A 20,254-nucleotide genomic window follows, 5' to 3' on the forward strand; every position below is an offset into this window, starting at 1 on the left:
GGCTTATTCGCTGGTAAGGGCTTTGACCGGGTCGAGTCGGGCGGCTTTGCGTGCGGGCATGAAGCCGAACACGATGCCGGTGATCACAGCGCAGGTAAAAGCGCCAAGCATGGCTGGCAGCGCGAAGGCCACCGCGATATCGGCCAGCATCAAGCCGGCGCCGACGACCAAGGCCAGGACGATGCCACTGAGCCCGCCCACCATCGAGAGCATGACCGCCTCACTGAGGAACTGGCGCATGATGTCGCGCTGGCGGGCTCCGGTGGCCATGCGGATACCAATTTCGCGGGTACGCTCGCGCACGGTCATCAGCATGATGTTCATCACCCCAATGCCGCCCACCAGTAGCGAGATGGCCGCGATGGCGCCTAGCATCAGCGATAGGCTGCTCTGGGTGCGTGCCTCGGCCTGGATCAACGCCGCATCGTTGGTCAGTTCGAAATCGTGGCGGCCCTGGTGGCGTTGGCGCAACAGGTGATCGATGGCCGCCTCGGTCGCGTTGACCTGGGTCGAATCGCGCGCCGCAATGGTGATGTAGTCGGGGTCGCGATGACCGAACAGGCGGATGGCGGCGGCCGAGTACGGCACCACGATACGCCCGTCGCTGTCCTGGTCGCCGGAGCTGGCGCCTTTTCCCGCCAGTATGCCGATCACCTGGAATGGCACGTTGCCGATCAGCAGGTATTGACCGATCGGGTTGGCATGGTCGCCCAGCATCTTTTCCCGCACTTTCTGGCCAATCACGGCGACCGCCGCCGCGGCGGCTTCGTCGGCCTGGCTGAAGAATGAGCCTTCCACCACGGGCCAGTTGAAAATGTCCTCGAACCAAGTGTTGTTGCCGCCCACGTAAAACACCTGGCTGGTGTTGTTCTGGCGCACCATGAGCTTTTCCCCGATCACGGGCATGACGTGCTTGACCTGCGGCAATTCGCCGATGGCCGCGACATCGTCCAGGGTGACGGTGCCTGCCGGCTCGCCGAGTGTCGCCGGCTTGCCGTTGAGATAAAGGATGTTCGAGCCGAACGCGGCCATCTGCGCCATCACCTGGCGCTTGCTGCCTTCGCCCACGGCCAGCATGACCACAACCGAGGCTACCCCGATGACGATACCCAGCAAGGTGAGCGCCGTGCGAAAGCGATTGATCCACATGATGCGCCAGGCTGCCTGGAGTGCTTCGACCAGCTCGCCTTTCCAGGCGCCGCGCAACTGCGCCCCCTGGTCCAGGCGCTGACGCAGAGCATCGGCCTGCAGGCCTGGGTGGCGGGCTGTGCCGTCGCGCTCATCGGCCGAGTCGCTGATCATGAGGCCGTCGCGGATCTCGATGACCCGGTGCGCGCGGGCCGCGACATCTCGGTCGTGGGTGATCAGGATGATCACATGACCTTGGCTGGCCAATTCGTCCAGCAACGCCATGACTTCCTTGCCGCTGTGGCTGTCCAGGGCGCCGGTAGGCTCGTCGGCGAGGATGATGTGGCCACCGTTCATCAAGGCGCGGGCAATCGACACCCGCTGCTGCTGACCGCCCGACAGTTGATGCGGGCGGTTGGCGGTGCGGCTTGCCAAGCCTAGCCGCTCCAGCAGGGCCGCGGCGCGGGCGTGGCGCTCCTGGGCCGGGATGCCGGCATAGATGGCCGGCATCTCTACGTTTTCCAGCGCAGAGCCGGAGGGGATCAGGTGATAACCTTGAAAGACGAATCCGAACGCCTCACGGCGCAGCCAAGCCAGCTCATCGTTGCCCAGCTCGGCCACGTCCATCCCCGCGAAGTGATAGCTGCCGCTGGTGGGGCGGTCCAGGCAACCGAGGATGTTCATCAGGGTGGATTTTCCGGAGCCCGAAGCGCCAACGATCGCAACGAACTCACCGGGATGAATGCGCAGGCTGATACCTCGCAGCACGTCCACCTTGGGGGTGCCGAAGCCGCCGTAAGCCTTGCAGATGTCGCGCAGTTCGATCAGGGGCGTGGTCATTCAGCCTCCACTGCCTTGGCCGATCAGCAACCGCTCACCTTCGCCCAGGCCATCGAGCACCTGCACACGCAGGCGATCGCTCAGCCCTGTTCGTACCTGACGCGGTCGCACCTGGCCATCGGGGGCGAGCACCTGTGCAATGTGCACGCCATCCTGTTCGTCCAGCGCAGCCAGGGGTACGGTCAGTACACCGCTGGCCTGCCCGGCGACGAAGAACACTTGCGTGGTCATTTCGGCCATCAGCGCACCGTCAGGGTTCTCCACATCCAGCAAGACGGTGTACTGCACCACCTGAGTACCGGTGGCGCCATTGGTCGCGCTCGCCGGGCTGCCGCCACCGCTGCTGGTTTGCTCCAGCGGTTTGGGTGGAATCGGCAGGATCTGCCTGACGCGGCTGCTCCAGCGGCGCTTGCCGCCGGCCAGTGTCGTGAAATAGGCCGTCATGCCGGGCTTGACCTTGCCGATATCGGCCTCCGACACCTGCGCCCACACCGTCATCGGCGAGAGCTTGGCGATGCGCAGAATCAATGGGGTTTGTTGCTGGGCATTGAGGGTCTGGCCTTCACGGGCATCCACCGCCACCACGGTGCCATCCATCGGGGCGTAGATACGGGTATAGCCCAACTCGGCTTCGTCACTGCGCAGGCTCGCCTGGGCCTGGCGGATTTGCGCTTGGTACATGTCGATACGCGCCTGGGTGACGCTGAGCTGCGCATCGGCCGCCTGCACATCCTCTTCGCGGGTGGCGCCGGCATCGGCTAGGCTGCGCTGGCGGGCGAGCTGCTGCCTGGCCAGTTTGAACTGGGCGCGCTGCTCGGCGAGCTGCGCCTTGAGGTTGTCGATGGAGAAGCGCCCGGCATCCACGCGCGCCTGCTGTGTGGACGGGTCAATCTCCACCAGCAGTTGTCCCTTGCGCACGGTATCGCCGGCTTCGACATGGAGCGTGCGAATCTGCCCGGACGCTTGTGCGCCAACATCCACATAGCGCCTGGGTTGCAGCGTGCCCAGCGCGGTGACGCTGCTTTCGATGTCTGCACGCGTCACGCTGACGGTGTTGGTCGGTACCGCGCCCAAGGGTAGGGTACGCCAGGCCAGAAGACTGCCCAGGCTCAGCAGGGCTAAGCCGCCCAGAAGCAGGCGGTGGCGAATAGCGGGTGCACGTCTCATGGGGACTTCCAGCCGAATTGGGCCTGAACGCAGGCGGTGCCTGTGCGCAGGCAGGTCCCCGTTAAACGAAGGTCATGGCGGCTAATTTAGGTTTGCCAGGCGACCGACGTCGGTTGCTGCGGGTAATGATAATTTGTAAGATTCCAATTTGATATCACCTGCGCCCGTCTGGGCTGCGCGGGGCCGTCATCGGGCGATTCAGGGTGCCGCCGTGGAACACTATTATCGCGAGTTGGTCAATTTCCTGAGCGCACGCCTCGGTAGCCGCCAGGCTGCTGAAGATGTGGCCCATGACGCCTACGTTCGGGTGCTGGAGCGTGTCGATGCGCAAGTGATCGAGCACCCCCGCGCGTTTCTTTATCGCACTGCGCTCAACCTGGTGGTGGATCGACACCGGCGTCACTTGATTCGCCAGACCGAACCGCTGGAAGTGCTCGATGAGGGCGTTCAGTGGCAGCACACGCTCTGGTCCCAGGACATGCACCACGCCCAGCGCCTGGACCTGCTCAAGCGTGCCTTGGACGAACTGCCCAAGCCATGCCGTGACAGCTTTCTGCTGCGCAAGCTCGAAGGCTTGTCCCATCCGCAGATTGCCGAACGGCTGGGCTTGTCGCGCAGCCTGGTGGAAAAGCACATCGTCAATGCCATGAAGCACTGCCGGCAACGCATGCGCCAGTGGGAGTCCTGACGGCACGCCGCGCAAACTGCACATTCTGTCGGGCCACCGCTTGCTTTTCGAGGGTTTCCCGGCTTGTATCTAGGGGTATCAATGCTGGACTTGGCCAGGGCTTGACGGGCTCGACCAAGTCTTGGCGGCCCCTCCACTGTCCAGGTTCGACCATGGCCAACAAGTCCTTGCGTATCCTGATTGCCGATGCTCACCCGCACCAACGCCTGCAACTGGAGCGTATGCTCAATGGCCTGGGGTATTACCGTATTGCCCCCGTCGACAGTTTCGAGGAGCTACAGCGGCTGGTGCTGGGTGCCCTCCAGCCCTTCCACCTGCTGTTGGGCAATATCGAGTTGGCCAGCCATGCAGGCGTGGACCTGGCCCGGTTTTGCCGGGTCAGCACGCAGATCCAGCATGCCCTGCTTTACCATTGCGCCCAACTGAAGGTGCCTGCGGTACCCCAGGCCGAGCGCCAGGCGGTCAGCCTGAGCCTGCCGCACGTGCCTGACGATGCCGCCCTGGCGTCCTTCATGTCGATCGTCGACGCACCCCTGGTGGTGGGCACCCTACGGATGCCGGACGGGTTGCGCAGGGTAGGCCCCAGAGCACCCGGCAACTTGGCCCAGACGGTCTTTCATCGCTGATCCAGGCAGGGTAGGGGCAATCGGGTCGCTATTTGCTATCCTCCGGCCTTTGACCATTGCTGCGAAACCTGCCATGACTGCCACCGATACCGCTCGTCCACCCCGGTTCACCCGCCGTGACCACCGGACGCTGGGCCTGGCTGCGCTGGGCGGCGCGCTGGAAATCTACGATTTCATCATCTTCGTCTTCTTCGCCCTGACCCTCAGCCAGCTGTTCTTCCCGCCTGAGATGCCTCAATGGCTACGGCTGCTGCAAAGCTTCGGCATCTTCGTCACCGGTTACCTGGCCCGACCACTGGGTGGCATCCTGATGGCGCATTTCGCTGATCACCTGGGCCGCAAGCGCGTATTCAGCCTGAGCATTTTGATGATGGCGCTGCCGTGCCTGCTCATCGGCGTCATGCCGACGTATGCCGACATTGGGTACGCGGCGCCGTTGTTGTTGCTGGCGCTACGCATCCTGCAAGGGGCCGCGGTCGGTGGTGAAGTGCCCAGTGCCTGGACCTTCGTTGCCGAACATGCGCCGCCCGGGCGACGCGGCTATGCCTTGGGCTTTCTGCAGGCCGGGCTCACGTTCGGCTATCTGCTGGGCGCACTGACGGCAACCTTGCTGGCCCATGTGTTCTCGCCCGAGGAAATACTCAGCTACGCCTGGCGTTATCCGTTCCTGCTGGGGGGCGTGTTCGGGGTCATCGGCGTGTGGTTGCGCCGCTGGCTGAGTGAAACACCGGTTTTCCTGGCGTTGCGTAGTCAACAGGCGCCGGTGAAGTTTCCTTTGCGACAGGTGCTTGGCGAACATAAACGCGCTTTGGCACCCGCGGCGCTGCTGACCTGCGTGCTGACCTCGGCGGTGGTGGTGCTGGTGGTGATCACCCCGACGGTCATGCAGCAGCGCTTTGGCATGAGCGCGGGAGATACCTTTGCCCTGAGCAGCGTGGGCATCGTTTTTCTGAACCTGGGCTGTGTGCTTGCCGGGTTGCTTGTCGACCGCGTGGGCGCGTGGCGGGCGCTGCTGTTGTACAGCGCGCTGCTACCCCTCGGGGTCGGCGTGCTCTATGCCAGCCTGATCGGGCACTGGGGCATGACCTGGGTGGCCTATGCCCTGGCGGGCTTGTCGTGCGGTGTGGTGGGCGTGGTGCCATCGGTCATGGTCGGGCTGTTCCCTGCGCAGATTCGCGTATCGGGCATTTCGTTCACCTACAACGTGGCCTATGCGCTGTGGGCCAGTATCACGCCCTTGGCGCTTATCGCACTGATGCCATGGAGCCCTTGGGTGTGTGTCGGGTTCTGTCTGGTGATGGGCGGGGTAGGGGTAATGACCTCGGTGTACTTCGGGCGACGAGAGCCCATGGCGGCGGGTGAAGCGGGGCTTGAGCTCTCGCGCACGGCCTGACACTCACAATCACACCGTTTCGGAGCACACCCTGCAAAAAAGCCCCCGGTTCTTTCGAACCGGGGGCTTTTTGTATCGTGCAGAGCGAGGTGACTACATGTTCGGGTAGTTGGGCCCGCCAGCGCCTTCAGGCGTGACCCAAGTGATGTTCTGGGCCGGGTCCTTGATGTCGCACGTCTTGCAGTGCACGCAGTTCTGCGCGTTGATCTGGAAGCGCTTGCTGCCATCTTCCTGGGTGACCACTTCGTAGACGCCTGCCGGGCAATAGCGCTGGGCAGGTTCGTCATAAAGCGGCAGGTTGCTGGCGATCGGAATGCTCGGGTCGGCCAGCTTCAGGTGGCAGGGTTGCTCTTCTTCATGGTTGGTGCTGGACAGGAAGACCGAGCTGAGCTTGTCGAAGCTGAGCTTGCCGTCGGGCTTGGGGTACTCGATCTTTTGCGAGTCCGCGGCCAGCTTCAGGCAGGCATAGTCGGGCTTGGTGTCGCGCAGCGTGAAGGGCAGCTTGCCGGCGAACCAGTTCTGGTCGATGTAGTTGAACGCAGCACCGAGCAACGGGCCGAACTTGTGCATGGCCGGGCCGAAGTTGCGGCTGGCGAACAGCTCCTCATGCAGCCAGCTGGCCTTGAAGGCACTGACATAGCTGTCGAGCTGGTCACCGCCCTCACTGCCGGCGATCAGGGCGTCAGCGACGGCCTCTGCGGCGAGCATGCCCGACTTCATGGCCGTATGGCTGCCCTTGATCTTGGCCACGTTCATGGTACCCAGGTCGCAACCGATCAGGGCGCCACCCTTGAACACCATCTTGGGCAGCGAGTTGATGCCGCCCTTGGCCAGGGCGCGGGCACCGTAGCTGATGCGTTTGCCGCCTTCGAGGTACTGGCTGATCACCGGGTGGTGTTTCAGGCGCTGGAACTCGTCGAAGGGCGACAGGTAGGGGTTGGCGTAGGACAGGTCGACGATCAGCCCGACCACCACCTGGTTGTTCTCCAGGTGGTAAAGGAACGAGCCACCGGTGTTGTCTTTGGCCATGACGTCCAGCGGCCAGCCGGCGGTGTGCACCACCAAGCCTTGCTGGTGCTTGGCTGGGTCGATTTCCCACAGCTCCTTGAGCCCGATGCCGTAGTGCTGTACGTCCGAATCGCTATCAAGCTTGAAGCGCTTGATCAGTTGCTTGCCGATATGGCCACGGCAGCCTTCGGCGAACAAGGTGTATTTGGCGCGCAGTTCCATGCCCGGCGTGTACAAACCGTCTTTGGGCTGGCCTTCGCGATCGACACCCAAGTCGCCTGTGACGATGCCGCGTACGACGCCGTCCTCGTCGAACAGCGCTTCCTGGGCTGCGAAGCCTGGGTAGATATCGACACCCAGGTTCTCGGCCTGCTGGGCCAGCCAGCGGCACAGGTTGCCCAGCGAGATGATGTAGTTGCCCTGGTTGTGCATGGTCTTGGGCACGAACAGGTCAGGCACCTTGGTGGCGCTTCCGGCATCCTTGAGCACGTAGATGTCGTCACGCTTGACCTCGGTGTTCAGCGGCGCGCCCAGCGCCTTCCAGTCCGGGAACAGCTCGTTCAGGGCGCGTGGCTCGAACACGGCGCCGGAGAGAATATGGGCACCGACTTCGGAGCCTTTTTCCACCACGCAGACGCTGATTTCGCTACCGGCTTCGGCGGCCTTCTGCTTCAGGCGGCAGGCGGCGGACAGACCCGCCGGGCCGGCGCCGACGATGACCACGTCGAATTCCATGTATTCGCGTTCCACAGGTTCTCTCCTACTCATCAAGGCTCATAGCTGTTGCTTTGTCTTATGGGTGCGCGGGCATTCGCAGCGGTGGCGAGCCACCAGGTTGTAGCTGGGCAAATGACGAACTACACCGTTTTGTCTTGGACGCGCATTATATCTACACCACTTGACCGGTCCAATACAAACGTTTGTTTGAATTTGCCGCAGCCCAGTAAAATCAAAGGTACGCGGCTGGAAGGTGACCGATTTGCCGTATTGACCGGATGGGGTGATACGGTCAAGATACGAGCGGTTTTACGTTCGCCGTAGGCATGCAGCCGGGCGCAGGTACACCTCTAAAGACCAGGTGTGGAGCAGGGTTTTCAAGCGTTCAAGCGGTTTGTAGTGAAGTCTACACGCCACGACAGCAAATGGCCCGCGTGCATTTTTGCCCCAGGCATGTGCACAGGACTGATGGGTCGGGGCGCGCTTGGTTGCGGTCACCATGAAAACTTCGTCTGCGGCTCGTTTCCAGAGGTGCCCTTGTACCCACGCGTATCGCAGGGCCTAGTCCCAGGCGACTATCTATTCACCGGAGAGTAACGAGGAATCCATGAAGGTTCTTGTAGCTGTCAAACGAGTGGTCGACTACAACGTCAAGGTTCGCGTCAAGGCGGACAACTCCGGCGTCGACCTTGCTAACGTCAAGATGTCCATGAACCCCTTCTGCGAAATTGCCGTGGAAGAGGCCGTTCGCCTGAAGGAAAAAGGCGTTGCGACCGAGATCGTGGTCGTATCCGTCGGCCCGACTACCGCCCAGGAGCAGTTGCGTACCGCCCTGGCGCTGGGTGCCGATCGCGCCATCCTGGTCGAAGCAGCCGACGAGCTGAACTCCCTTGCAGTGGCCAAGGCGCTCAAGGCCGTGGTCGACAAGGAGCAGCCGCAGCTGGTCATTCTCGGCAAGCAGGCCATCGACAGTGACAACAACCAGACCGGCCAGATGCTCGCCGCACTGACCGGTTACGCCCAGGGCACCTTCGCGTCCAAGGTCGAAGTCGCTGGCGACAAGCTCAACGTCACCCGTGAAATCGACGGCGGCCTGCAAACCGTCGCGCTCAACCTGCCGGCCATCGTCACCACCGACTTGCGCCTGAACGAGCCGCGCTACGCGTCGTTGCCCAACATCATGAAGGCCAAGAAGAAGCCGCTCGAGACCCTGACGCCAGATGCGCTGGGCGTTTCCCTGGTCTCTACCAACAAGACCCTGAAAGTCGAAGCACCCGCTGCCCGTGGCGCTGGTATCAAGGTCAAATCGGTGGCCGAACTGGTCGAGAAGCTGAAGAACGAAGCGAAGGTAATCTAAATGACTATCCTGGTTGTCGCTGAATACGAGAACGGTGCCGTAGCACCGTCCACCCTCAATACCGTTGCTGCCGCCGCCAAGATCGGTGGTGACGTGCACGTACTGGTCGCCGGTCAGAACGTAGGTGCCATTGGCGAATCCGCCGCCAAGATCGCTGGCGTGGCCAAGGTGCTGGTCGCCGATAATGCCGCCTACGCCCATGCGCTGCCCGAAAACGTTGCGCCGTTGATCGTCGAGCTTGCCCAGGGCTACAGCCACGTGCTGGCCCCGGCCACTACCAATGGCAAGAACACCCTGCCGCGCGTTGCAGCGCTGCTGGACGTCGATCAGATCTCCGAAATCATCTCGGTCGAATCTGCCGACACCTTCAAGCGCCCGATCTACGCGGGTAACGCCATCGCTACCGTGCAATCGAGCGCCAGCGTGAAGGTCATCACCGTGCGCACCACCGGCTTCGATGCCGTGGCCGCCGAAGGTGGCACTGCCGCTGTCGAGGCGGTGGGTGCTGCCCACGATGCTGGCATTTCGGCGTTCGTTTCCGAAGAGCTGGCCAAGTCCGATCGTCCTGAGCTGACCGCTGCCAAAATCGTAGTTTCCGGCGGTCGCGGCATGGGTAACGGCGATAACTTCAGCCACCTGTATAGCTTGGCCGACAAGCTTGGCGCCGCTGTTGGCGCATCCCGTGCGGCCGTCGATGCGGGCTTTGTGCCCAACGACATGCAGGTCGGCCAGACCGGCAAGATCGTCGCCCCGCAGTTGTACATCGCCGTGGGTATCTCGGGCGCCATCCAGCACCTGGCCGGGATGAAGGATTCCAAGGTGATCGTGGCGATCAACAAGGACGAAGAGGCACCGATTTTCCAGGTGGCCGACTACGGCCTGGTTGCCGACCTGTTCGAAGCCGTGCCGGAGCTGGAAAAGCTGGTCTGATCCGCTGGCTTCACTTATAAAGAACCCGGCCCTCTCGTTGAGGGCCGGGTTTTTTTATGGTCGAGGAGTGTGGGATGAGGTTGCGTGCAATGGGCAGGGTGCTGGCCTGCATGACAGTTCTGGTATCGCCGCTGGCGATGGCGGCAGGCAAGTGCGAACGCCTGGTGGCCACCGGCAGCCCCGACGCGCCGCCTTACTCGTGGCAGGACCCCAAAGACCCCAAGCACTTGATTGGCGCCAACGTCGACCTGCTGCGCCACGTGGCGAGCGAGCTGGGAATCAAGGTGGAAGTGCTCAACGCGGGTAGGCGCGACCAGGCCCTTGAGGAAGTGCGCAGCGGTCGCATGGACCTGCTGCTCGATGCGCCGCTGCAAGTGGAGCAATTGACGTCACTGGACTACATCCACCCGCCGCTGCAGCTCAACGAGTACCTGGTATGGACGCGGCACGATGCCGAGTTGACCTTCGATGGCCCAGCTGACCTTGCGCGTTATCGGGGCAGTCTGTCGGAACGGGCGCGCTTGACCCCTGCCTTTACCGCGTTCGCCAAAGACCAGTTGAAACCGGTGATGGCGCAGAACCTGACCCAGGCCTTTCAAAAGTTGGTACTCGGCCAGGTGGACTATGTGCTGGCCGGTCGCTATTCGGGCATGGCCATGGTCCAGAGCCTGGGCATGAACGATGCCCTGATTGCCCGCGGCCTACCCGTGGACCGACCTGGGCTGTACTTGGCGCTGTCCCATGACTCGGCGTGCAATGACAGTTGGCTGCGTGGGCATTTGGCGAAAAAGCTGACAGAATTGCCCATCTCCGGTACGTCCGATGCTGTGCTGCAGGCCAATCTCGAGCGCTGGAAGGCCCAATTGCAGGTGCAGGGCGACGCCCCCAAACACTAGGAAGATCGCGTGAAAACCCAACCTTTGATCCTTGCCATGGCCATGTTTGCCCTGGCTGGCTGCGCCAATGACCCTGCCCCGGATGAGCAGATGCGCCTTTCCGAGCAGGCCCTGGAACAAGCGAAAGCGGTTGGTGCTACCGACCAGGTCGAAGCGTTCAAGCTGGCCGAAGACAAACTGGGACGTGCTCGTACAAACATGCTCACACAAGACTTTCGCGACGCTCGCATGCGCGCCGAACAGGCTGAGCTCGATGCTCGGCTGGCCGAGGCCCAGGTGTTGAACCAAAAGAGTGATGAGCAGTTGCAATTGCTGCAATCGAGGATCAAGCGCTTGCGCAAGCAGCTGGAGGTGCAGCCATGATGGCGCGTGGTTCTATCACGGCACTGACAGTGCTGGCCCTTGCAGCAGGCCTGACCGGTTGCGCCAGCCAGCGCAGCACGGCCGCGCTGGATCAAGCCGCTGCCAGCTTCCAGAAGGTCAAGGATGACTCGGATGTGCTGCGCAGCGCGCCGCGTGATGTGATTCGCGCCGGCGAGTCGCTGTCCCGTGCAGAGCGTTTGTCCAGCTACATGGGTACCGGTGCCGATGTACGCCATTACGCCTACCTCAGTCAACGCTACAGCGAAATCGCCAGTGAGCACGCCAAGCTTGCGCTGAATCAGGAGCGCCAGGCCAAGCTCGACCTGGAACGCCAACGGCTGCAACTGGCGCTGCGCGAGGCCAAGCTGGCCAGCGTGCAGCAGCAGGGCAAATGGGTCGAGTCGCAGATCGTCGCCCTGGCGTCTGAGCAGCCCGACCGTGGTCTGGTCATGACGCTGGGTGATGTATTGTTCGATACCGGCAGCGCCGATCTCAAGAACTCGGCCAGCCGGACGGTGCTCAAGCTCGTGCAGTTCCTCCAGCTCAACCCCCGCCGGATAGTGCGCATCGAAGGCTATACCGACAGCACGGGGACGCCCGAAGAGAATCTCAAGCTGTCCCGCGACCGGGCGCAGGCCGTGGCCGATATGCTGGCCGACTTGGGCATCGATGAAAAGCGAATGCAGGTGGAGGGCTACGGTGACCAGTACCCGGTTGAAGTCAACGCCTCGGAGCGGGGCAGGGCGCAAAATCGACGGGTCGAGATCGTGTTTTCCGACGACAAGGGCAAGCTTGCGCCGGCACGCTGACGGCTGATAGCAGGCTCGGGCAGTGGCCCATGCTGGCCGTCGAAACGGGCGGTGCATGGCAGCTGCTGCCTCTGCGCCTGAGTGACTCATGGGCACTCGCCACCTGTTGGGTAGGTTCAAGATCAGCCTACCTGTGCACCGCACGCACGCGGGCGCTGCAAATCGCTTCCAAGCAAGTGTACCGTTGACTATCCTGTCATCTGTCCCAGTACACTTTGCAACTGTTCCGGTATCCTGAGCCGCAGTGAGCGACACAAGAATAATGAGCCTGTCCGCGCGTCGAGATCCAGCCATGACCAATCTGCTGTTGTACCAGCGTATCGCCCAGCAACTGGCCGAAGACATCCGGCGCGGTGTCTACCAGCCCGGGGAGCGGGTGCCTTCGGTGCGCAAGATGAGTGCCCAGCTCAATGTCAGCCATGCCACCGTCCTGCAAGCGTATGCCAACCTGGAAGACCAGGGGTTGATTCGCGCGCGTCCCCAGTCTGGCTACTATGTGCACCAGACTCCGGCGCTCACGGCGCCCACGCCGGACATCGCGCGCGTGGAGCGTCCCGGTCTGGTGACCCGGGCCAGCATCATCCAGCAGGTACTGACCGAAGCGCGCCGCGATGGCGTATTCGCCTTCGGCGCGGCCGTACCGCACGTCGACTATCTGCCGGTGCGTGCCCTGCACCAGCAACTGGCCAAAGTGACGCGCTTTCACAGCCCGCGTGCTTTCAGCTACATGTTCAGCCCAGGCTTCGAACCTCTGCGTCGGCAGATCGCCATTCGCATGCGCGACGCTGGTGTGCTGGTCGACCCGCAGGAGGTAATCGTCACCCATGGCTGTGTCGATGCCTTGCAAATGTCGCTGCGCGTGCTCACCAAGCCCGGCGACCTGATTGCGGCCGAGTCGCCGACCTACTACGGTCTGTTGCAGCTGGCGGACTTGCTCGGATTGAAAGTGATCGAGATCCCCAGCGACCCCTCGACCGGCATCAGCCTCGAGGCCTTGCAACTGGCCGCCAATCAATGGTCCATCAAGGCATTGGTGTTGACCGCACGGTTGAGCAACCCGCTAGGGGGTACCATTCCCGAAGAGCGGCAAAAGCAGTTGCTGCGCCTGGCATCGGACTACGACATCCAGATCGTCGAAGATGACATCTATGGCGAGTTGATGTTCGAGCAGGGCAAGACCAAGGCCTTGAAGGCCTTCGACCGGCTGGACAGGGTCATCTACTGCTCAAGCTTCTCCAAGACGCTGTCGCCAGGCGTGCGTGTGGGTTGGATGATTGCTGGCCGTTACCAGGACGAGATCCAGCGCTTGCAGACCTTCACCACCCACTCGGCGTGCAGCGTGACCCAGATGGCGGTGGCGGCATACCTGGAAAACGGGGGTTATGATCGCCACCTTCGCTTCATTCGCCAGGAATACCGCAAGAACCTCAGCGCTTATCAGTTGGCCGTGCAGCAGCACTTTCCAGAGGGCACTCAGATGACTCGCCCAACGGGCGGCTTCATTCTCTGGGTGAGCTTGCCTGGCCGGGTCAATACCCAGGAGCTGCACGTGCGAGCGCTCGAACAGGGGATCAGCATCGCGCCGGGGCTGATTTTCAGCAATACCGAACAGTTCAACCACTGTATCCGCCTGAACTGCGGGATTCCATGGAACAAGGAGGCCGAGCGCGCAGTCATCACCTTGGGACTACTGGCACAACAATTGTGCAGGGAGCCTGCCATCCCACTTTTGTGAGGCTTGCCAGGCGGCTGCGGAACAGGGAGCATACGCATTTTCCATGGGGTTCTGTCCATTTGCCATGAACGCACTGCGCCGGTATCTGTTGGTCTTGTGTCTGCTGCCTGTGGCTTTGCCGGGCAGCCCAGCTCAGGCTGCCCAGCCAGCAAGCCAGGCACAGTCCGCTTCAGGTAAAGCGCAAGTCAAGCCGAAGGCACAGCAAAGTGCTCGCAAGGCAGCCAGCAAGCGTGCCAAGTCGACGCACAAAAAGGTCAGCAAGCAAGTGGCCAAGCCGTTGCCGAAAACCAACCTCGACCTGAGCTTGCCCACCGAGCTGGTCGATAACCTGCAGCCGAACGTTGGTGAACCCTCGCCCATCAGGAAGCGCAAACCGTTGCTACCGCCGCTGTTCGTCGAAAAGTCCGAAGCCGACAGCCCGTTTCAACTCAATGGCCGCTTGATCAGCAACGAAATGCAACTGCAGCTTCGCAATGACAGCCGCCGGGATGTCGAAGGCGCCGCCATCGATTTCGAGTACCGTCAGTAGATGGGAGCTGACCGGCCGGTCAGTGGATTTTCATCAGGGCGGCAATTTCAAACGTCTGTTTGAGCGGTTACTATCCGTGTGTGCCGCCCTATCCCGTACTCTGGAGTCCTGATTCACTTGAATGCCATGAAATGCCGCGAAGGCTGCGGCGCCTGTTGCATCGCGCCATCCATTACTTCAGCCATGCCGCTGATGCCCGAGGGCAAGCCGGCAGGTGTGAGGTGCCTGCACCTGACGCCTGCGAATCTGTGCGACCTGTTCGGCAAACCCGAGCGGCCGGCGGTCTGTGGTGGGTTCAAGGCCGATCCCGAGGTGTGCGGTGCTGACAATGAAGAGGCGATCAGGATTCTTGGCTGGTGGGAGCGGGTAACGGCGGCGTGACAGGCTGGATCTTCGACAACAAGGATAAACATGATGAGATCGTTCAAGCGTATAGCGCTGCTGTGTAGCGTCAGTGTTCTGTTTGCACCTGTTGCCTTGGCTGAAAACTGGCAGGTGGCCAAGGACGAGGAGGGCATCAAGGTGTCCCTCAGTGAAGTGCCGGGCTCCAAATACAAGGCGTACCGAGGCGTGACCGTCATCAAGGCGCCGTTGGCCAAAGTCCAGGCGTTGCAGGAGGATGTGGCTGGGGCTTGTGCCTGGATTCACGAGTGCAAGTTGCAGAAACTGCTCAAGCATGAGGGTGATCAGAGCTGGACCTATACCCAGTTCAATACGCCCTGGCCTGTAACGCCGCGCGACTCCGTGCTGCGTGTTACCACGGTCAAGGGTGCCGATGGCAGCCTTACACGTAACCTCGTCGAAGAGCCTGCCTACGTGCCCGAAGAGAAGGGCTTTGTTCGAGTGGCTATGGTAGACGGTTTCTGGAAGCTGGTGCCCAAGGGTGACAGCACGGAGGTGACGTACCAGGTGCATACCGAGCCAGGCGGGAGTGTGCCGGCGATGATTGCCAACAAGTTCGTCGTGGAAGCCCCGTTCAATACGCTCAAGGCGCTTCGCGCGCGCGCCGAGAAAAACTGAGGTTTTTCTGCTGCATTGGTGAAGGCCGCCTGACTTGAGAGGCGGTCAGCACAGGACCGACGAAAAAGGCTGCCCTAGGGCAGCCTTTTGGCATTTGACGGTGAACGCTTACTTGCGGTCGGTCAGTGCCACGATATCGCGCTTCGCCTCGCCGGTGTACAGCTGGCGCGGGCGGCCGATCTTGTACGGGCTGGAGAGCATTTCCTTCCAGTGCGAGATCCAGCCGACGGTGCGCGCCAGGGCAAAGATCACGGTGAACATGCTGGTTGGAATGCCGATGGCCTTCAGGATGATGCCCGAGTAGAAGTCGACGTTCGGGTACAGCGAGCGCTCGATGAAGTAAGGATCGGTGAGGGCGATCTCTTCCAGGCGCATGGCCAGCTCGAGCTGTGGATCGTTCTTGATGCCCAGTTCGCGCAGAACTTCGTCGCAGGTCTGCTTCATCACAGTGGCGCGCGGGTCGCGGTTCTTGTAGACGCGATGACCGAAGCCCATGAGCTTGAACGGATCGTTCTTGTCCTTGGCCTTGGCGATGAAGGTGTCGATGTTGGACACATCGCCAATCTCATCGAGCATGGTCAGTACCGCTTCGTTGGCGCCGCCGTGGGCCGGGCCCCAGAGTGCCGCGATGCCGGCAGCGATGCAGGCGAACGGGTTGGCACCCGACGAGCCTGCCAGGCGCACGGTGGAGGTGGAGGCGTTCTGCTCGTGGTCGGCGTGGAGGATGAAGATCCGGTCCATCGCCTTTGCCAGCACCGGGCTGATCGGTTTGATCTCGCACGGGGTGTTGAACATCATGTGCAGGAAGTTTTCCGCATATGACAGGTCGTTGCGCGGGTACATCATGGGCTGGCCCATGGAGTACTTGTACACCATCGCGGCCAGGGTCGGCATCTTGGCGACCAGGCGCACCGCGGAGATTTCGCGGTGTTGCGGGTTATTGATGTCCAGGGAGTCGTGGTAGAAGGCCGACAGGGCGCCGACCACACCGCACATCACCGCCATCGGGTGAGCGTCGCGGCGGAAGCCGTTGAAGAACGTCTTGAGCTGTTCGTGAACCATCGTGTGGTTCTTGACGGTGCTGACGAACTGGGCTTTCTGCTCGGCATTGGGCAGTTCGCCGTTGAGCAGCAGGTAGCAGGTCTCGAGGTAGTCGGACTGCTCGGCCAGTTGCTCGATGGGGTAGCCGCGGTGCAGCAAGATACCCTTGTCGCCGTCGATGTAGGTGATCTTCGACTCGCACGAGGCCGTTGCCATGAAACCAGGGTCGAAGGTGAAGTGACCAGTGGCCCCCAACCCGCGGACGTCGATTACATCAGGACCAACCGTGCCGGTTAAAATGGGCAGCTCGACGGGGGCAGTGCCCTCGATGACCAACTGCGCTTTTTTGTCAGCCATGTGGCCTCCTATTAATGCTTGAAATCATCAGACAGACCCCCCACGCAGGGCCCGCACCACTATAGAGGGATAAATTCAGATGTCAATTTGCCTAAAGGCTTGTTGAATCAGCTGTTCAAGCCTGATTTTTCCCGAAATTCTCGCCCGTTTACGCCTTTTGCTCGTTAAAGGCAATGCGCTATTCGGGCTACCCCCTCACGTTGTCATGAGCAGCCTAACTGTCTATACTCGGCACCCGACCGCCAGGGGCTTGCAAGCCCGACCTGCTGGGGGTCGCCGTTCCCTGGGTGGTGGGTACCTGACCAGTACACTTACCAACAACTTTGCCCTGATTCGCTAGGGGCTCTTCAGTGTGAAAAAAGCCGTGAAAAGCCAACGACCTGTAAACCTAGACCTAAGGACCATCAAGCTTCCTGTCACTGCGTACACGTCCATCCTGCACCGTATCTCCGGCGTCATCCTGTTCATCGGCCTTGCCATCATGCTGTATGCACTGGGCAAGTCGCTGGGTTCCGAGGAAGGTTTCGGTGAAGTGAAGGCGTGTCTGACCAGCCCGCTGGCCAAGTTCGTGACCTGGGGCCTGTTGTCCGCCCTGCTTTATCACCTCGTGGCAGGTGTTCGTCACCTGATCATGGACATGGGTGTCGGCGAGACGCTGGAAGGCGGCAAGCTGGGCTCGAAAATCGTGATCGTCATCTCCGTGGTGCTGATCGTTCTGGTGGGAGTTTGGGTATGGTAACCAACGTCACGAACCTGTCGCGTTCGGGCCTCTATGACTGGATGGCGCAGCGCGTCTCGGCGGTCGTTCTCGCGGCTTACTTCATCTTCCTGATCGGCTACGTGGTCGCCCACCCAGGCATCGACTATGCCCAGTGGCATGCCCTGTTCTCCAACAACGCGATGCGGATCTTCAGTCTGCTGGCCCTCGTTGCCCTCGGCGCTCACGCCTGGGTCGGCATGTGGACCATTGCTACCGACTACCTGACGCCTATGTCGTTCGGCAAGTCGGCAACTGCGATTCGTTTCCTGTTCCAGGCGGTATGCGGCGTTGCGATGTTCGCTTACTTCGTCTGGGGTGTGCAGATTCTCTGGGGTATCTGATCCATGGCTAGCATTCCAACCATTTCCTTCGACGCCATCATCATCGGTGGCGGCGGCGCCGGCATGCGCGCAGCGCTGCAACTGGCCCAGGGCGGTCACAAGACTGCCGTGGTCACCAAGGTCTTCCCGACCCGTTCGCACACCGTGTCCGCCCAGGGCGGCATCACCTGCGCCATCGCTTCGGCCGACCCGAACGACGACTGGCGCTGGCACATGTACGATACCGTCAAGGGCTCGGACTACATCGGTGACCAGGACGCTATCGAATACATGTGCCAGGAAGGCCCGGCTGCGGTCTTCGAGCTGGACCACATGGGCCTGCCGTTCTCGCGCACCGAAACCGGCCGTATCTACCAGCGTCCGTTCGGTGGCCAGTCCAAGGACTTCGGCAAGGGTGGCCAGGCTGCCCGTACCTGTGCCGCTTCCGACCGTACCGGTCACGCGCTGCTGCACACCCTGTACCAGGGCAACCTGAAAGCCGGTACCACCTTCCTCAACGAGTACTATGCCGTTGACCTGGTGAAGAACCAGGAAGGCGCCTTCGTCGGCGTGATCGCGATCTGCATCGAAACCGGCGAAACCATGTACATCAAGTCCAAGGCCACCGTTCTGGCCACTGGCGGTGCTGGCCGAATCTACGCCTCCACCACCAACGCCCTGATCAATACCGGTGACGGCATCGGCATGGCGCTGCGCGCTGGTGTTCCGGTACAGGACATCGAGATGTGGCAGTTCCACCCGACCGGTATCGCCGGTGCCGGCGTACTGGTTACCGAGGGTTGCCGCGGTGAGGGTGGTTACCTGATCAACGCCCATGGCGAGCGCTTCATGGAGCGCTACGCGCCGAACGCCAAAGACTTGGCCGGCCGCGACGTGGTTGCCCGTTCCATGGTCAAGGAAATCATCGCCGGCAACGGCGTGGGCCCGAACAAGGACCACGTGCTGCTGAAGCTGGACCACCTGGGCGAGGAGGTGCTGCACAGTCGCCTGCCAGGCATCTGCGAACTGTCCAAGACCTTCGCCCATGTCGATCCGGTCGTCGCGCCAGTGCCGGTCGTTCCAACCTGCCACTACATGATGGGCGGCGTTGCCACCAACATTCATGGCCAAGCCATCACCATGGACGAAGAAGGCAAGGATCACATCATCCCTGGCCTGTTCGCCGTAGGTGAAGTGGCGTGCGTATCGGTTCACGGTGCCAACCGCCTGGGTGGCAACTCCCTGCTCGACCTGGTGGTGTTCGGCCGTGCTGCCGGCCTGCACCTGGAGAAGGCACTGAGCGACGGCATCGAGCACCTCGACGCCAGCGACACCGACATCGACGTTGCCCTCAATCGCCTGAACAAGCTCAACGAGCGCTCCACCGGCGAAGACGTTGCCAGCCTCAAGCGCGAATTGCAGAGCTGCATGCAGAACTACTTCGGCGTATTCCGTACCGGCGAGTACATGCTCAAGGGTATCGAGCAGCTGGCTGGCCTGCGTGAGCGTATCGCCAACGTCAAGATCAACGACAAGTCCCAGGCCTTCAACACCGCGCGTATCGAAGCGCTGGAGCTGCAGAACCTGCTGGAAGTTGCCGAAGCTACCGCCATCGCGGCCGAAGCCCGTAAAGAGTCGCGCGGCGCTCACGCCCGTGAAGACTTCGAAGACCGTGACGACGAGAACTGGCTGTGCCACACCCTGTACTACCCGGGTGTCAAGCGCGTTGCCAAGCGTGGCGTCAACTTTGCGCCGAAGACCGTGCCGGCCTTCGAACCAAAAATCCGGACCTACTAAGGGTGGCTGCTATGTTGAAAGTCGAAGTTTATCGCTACAACCCCGACACCGACGCGGCCCCCAAGATGGAGTCGTTCGACGTCGATACCGGCGGCAAGGACCTGATGGTTCTGGATGTATTGGCGCTGATCAAGGAAAAGGACGAGGGCTTCTCGTACCGTCGCTCCTGCCGTGAAGGCGTGTGCGGCTCCGATGGCATGAACATGAACGGCAAGAACGGCCTGGCCTGCATCACTCCGTTGTCGGGCGTGGTCAAGGGCAACAAGCTGGTACTGCGTCCGTTGCCTGGTCTGCCGGTCATTCGTGACCTGGTCGTGGACATGAGCATCTTCTACAAGCAGTACGAGAAGGTGAAGCCGTTCCTGCAGAACGATACGCCGCCTCCGGCCATCGAACGTCTGCAGTCGCCGGAAGACCGTGACAAGCTGGACGGCCTGTACGAGTGCATCCTGTGCGCGTGCTGCTCCACGTCCTGCCCGTCGTTCTGGTGGAACCCGGACAAGTTCCTGGGCCCCGCCGCGCTGTTGCAAGCCTACCGCTTCCTGGCCGACAGCCGTGACACCAAGACCCAGGAGCGCCTGGCGTCCCTGGATGACCCGTTCAGCGTATTCCGCTGCCGCGGGATCATGAACTGCGTCAACGTTTGCCCTAAAGGTCTCAATCCGACCAAGGCAATCGGCCACGTACGTAACATGCTGCTGCAAAGCGGCACCTGATAGACGTTGTACCTGCAGTACGCCGACGCGCGGGTGTAACACCCGCGCCGAGGTAAA

General features: G+C 61.7%; 20 protein-coding genes. 16 read left to right on the forward strand and 4 right to left on the reverse strand.

The window, feature by feature from the left end; genetic code table 11:
• Positions 1 to 3: 3 nt before the first annotated feature.
• Together FH041_RS02650 and FH041_RS02655 are read right to left on the reverse strand one after the other, a co-directional pair.
• The gene (locus FH041_RS02650) at positions 4 to 1,968 is read right to left on the reverse strand and encodes a MacB family efflux pump subunit (protein ID WP_049695670.1); all 1,965 of its coding nucleotides are present in this window, start codon (positions 1,966 to 1,968) and stop codon (positions 4 to 6) included.
• Positions 1,969 to 3,135 (reverse strand): efflux RND transporter periplasmic adaptor subunit, encoded by a 1,167-nt coding sequence (locus FH041_RS02655; protein WP_049695671.1) that lies wholly within the window; start codon positions 3,133 to 3,135, stop codon positions 1,969 to 1,971.
• Positions 3,136 to 3,346: 211 nt separating this feature from the next.
• Here FH041_RS02655 and FH041_RS02660 point away from each other — a divergent pair, with 211 nt between their 5' ends.
• From FH041_RS02660 to FH041_RS02670, 3 genes are all read left to right on the forward strand, one after another.
• Positions 3,347 to 3,823, forward strand: a complete 477-nt coding sequence (locus tag FH041_RS02660) for a sigma-70 family RNA polymerase sigma factor (protein ID WP_023533586.1) — start codon at positions 3,347 to 3,349, stop codon at positions 3,821 to 3,823.
• Between the two features lie 152 nt (positions 3,824 to 3,975).
• A complete protein-coding gene (locus tag FH041_RS02665) occupies positions 3,976 to 4,449 on the forward strand; it encodes a response regulator (RefSeq protein WP_027916306.1) in 474 nt (157 codons plus the stop codon).
• A 73-nt stretch (positions 4,450 to 4,522) separates the two neighbouring features.
• Entirely contained in the window at positions 4,523 to 5,842 is a 1,320-nt protein-coding gene (locus tag FH041_RS02670; RefSeq protein ID WP_140174156.1) for an MFS transporter, read from the forward strand.
• Positions 5,843 to 5,935: 93 nt separating this feature from the next.
• Here the strand turns inward: FH041_RS02670 and FH041_RS02675 are convergent, their stop codons facing one another.
• Positions 5,936 to 7,600, reverse strand: coding sequence for an electron transfer flavoprotein-ubiquinone oxidoreductase (locus FH041_RS02675; protein ID WP_140174157.1), 1,665 nt, complete (start codon positions 7,598 to 7,600; stop codon positions 5,936 to 5,938).
• A gap of 574 nt (positions 7,601 to 8,174) precedes the next feature.
• Here FH041_RS02675 and FH041_RS02680 point away from each other — a divergent pair.
• From FH041_RS02680 to FH041_RS02720, 9 genes are all read left to right on the forward strand, one after another.
• Entirely contained in the window at positions 8,175 to 8,924 is a 750-nt protein-coding gene (locus FH041_RS02680; RefSeq protein ID WP_027916303.1) for an electron transfer flavoprotein subunit beta/FixA family protein, read from the forward strand.
• The gene (locus tag FH041_RS02685; RefSeq protein ID WP_028686599.1) at positions 8,925 to 9,854 is read left to right on the forward strand and encodes an electron transfer flavoprotein subunit alpha/FixB family protein; all 930 of its coding nucleotides are present in this window, start codon (positions 8,925 to 8,927) and stop codon (positions 9,852 to 9,854) included. It begins immediately after the preceding gene.
• Between the two features lie 74 nt (positions 9,855 to 9,928).
• Positions 9,929 to 10,750, forward strand: coding sequence for an ABC transporter substrate-binding protein (locus FH041_RS02690; RefSeq protein WP_027916301.1), 822 nt, complete (start codon positions 9,929 to 9,931; stop codon positions 10,748 to 10,750).
• A gap of 9 nt (positions 10,751 to 10,759) precedes the next feature.
• Complete coding sequence (locus tag FH041_RS02695) at positions 10,760 to 11,113, forward strand: DUF4398 domain-containing protein (RefSeq protein ID WP_027916300.1); 354 nt, start codon at positions 10,760 to 10,762, stop codon at positions 11,111 to 11,113.
• A complete protein-coding gene (locus tag FH041_RS02700) occupies positions 11,113 to 11,922 on the forward strand; it encodes an OmpA family protein (RefSeq protein WP_371259684.1) in 810 nt (269 codons plus the stop codon). The genes FH041_RS02695 and FH041_RS02700 overlap by 1 nt, the downstream gene beginning before the upstream one ends.
• Positions 11,923 to 12,214: 292 nt before the next feature.
• Complete coding sequence (locus tag FH041_RS02705; RefSeq protein ID WP_027916298.1) at positions 12,215 to 13,657, forward strand: PLP-dependent aminotransferase family protein; 1,443 nt, start codon at positions 12,215 to 12,217, stop codon at positions 13,655 to 13,657.
• 64 nt (positions 13,658 to 13,721) lie between these two features.
• Positions 13,722 to 14,186 (forward strand): hypothetical protein, encoded by a 465-nt coding sequence (locus tag FH041_RS02710; protein ID WP_023533622.1) that lies wholly within the window; start codon positions 13,722 to 13,724, stop codon positions 14,184 to 14,186.
• A 126-nt stretch (positions 14,187 to 14,312) separates the two neighbouring features.
• Complete coding sequence (locus FH041_RS02715) at positions 14,313 to 14,567, forward strand: YkgJ family cysteine cluster protein (protein ID WP_027916297.1); 255 nt, start codon at positions 14,313 to 14,315, stop codon at positions 14,565 to 14,567.
• Between the two features lie 33 nt (positions 14,568 to 14,600).
• Positions 14,601 to 15,206 (forward strand): START domain-containing protein, encoded by a 606-nt coding sequence (locus tag FH041_RS02720; protein ID WP_027916296.1) that lies wholly within the window; start codon positions 14,601 to 14,603, stop codon positions 15,204 to 15,206.
• Between the two features lie 108 nt (positions 15,207 to 15,314).
• Here the strand turns inward: FH041_RS02720 and gltA are convergent, their stop codons facing one another.
• On the reverse strand, positions 15,315 to 16,604 hold the full coding sequence (gltA, locus tag FH041_RS02725) for a citrate synthase (RefSeq protein WP_023533602.1): 1,290 nt from the start codon (positions 16,602 to 16,604) through the stop codon (positions 15,315 to 15,317).
• 352 nt (positions 16,605 to 16,956) lie between these two features.
• On the opposite strand from gltA, the gene sdhC reads away from it, so the two are divergent.
• Genes sdhC through FH041_RS02745 form a run of 4 tightly spaced genes read left to right on the forward strand, consistent with a single transcriptional unit; the run spans position 16,957 to position 20,197 of the window.
• On the forward strand, positions 16,957 to 17,343 hold the full coding sequence (gene sdhC / locus FH041_RS02730) for a succinate dehydrogenase, cytochrome b556 subunit (protein ID WP_088523617.1): 387 nt from the start codon (positions 16,957 to 16,959) through the stop codon (positions 17,341 to 17,343).
• Positions 17,337 to 17,705 carry a succinate dehydrogenase, hydrophobic membrane anchor protein gene (gene sdhD, locus FH041_RS02735; protein WP_023533603.1) on the forward strand — a complete coding sequence of 123 codons (369 nt, stop codon included), beginning with the start codon at positions 17,337 to 17,339 and terminating at the stop codon, positions 17,703 to 17,705. Before sdhC ends, sdhD begins: the two co-directional genes overlap by 7 nt.
• Before the next feature lie 3 nt (positions 17,706 to 17,708).
• Complete coding sequence (gene sdhA / locus FH041_RS02740; protein WP_023533625.1) at positions 17,709 to 19,481, forward strand: succinate dehydrogenase flavoprotein subunit; 1,773 nt, start codon at positions 17,709 to 17,711, stop codon at positions 19,479 to 19,481.
• Positions 19,482 to 19,492: 11 nt separating this feature from the next.
• Positions 19,493 to 20,197, forward strand: a complete 705-nt coding sequence (locus FH041_RS02745; protein ID WP_023533615.1) for a succinate dehydrogenase iron-sulfur subunit — start codon at positions 19,493 to 19,495, stop codon at positions 20,195 to 20,197.
• Positions 20,198 to 20,254: the final 57 nt, after the last annotated feature.

The sequence above is a fragment of the Pseudomonas sp. SWI7 genome, from assembly GCF_006351945.1.
GTDB classification, from domain to species: domain Bacteria; phylum Pseudomonadota; class Gammaproteobacteria; order Pseudomonadales; family Pseudomonadaceae; genus Aquipseudomonas; species Aquipseudomonas fulva.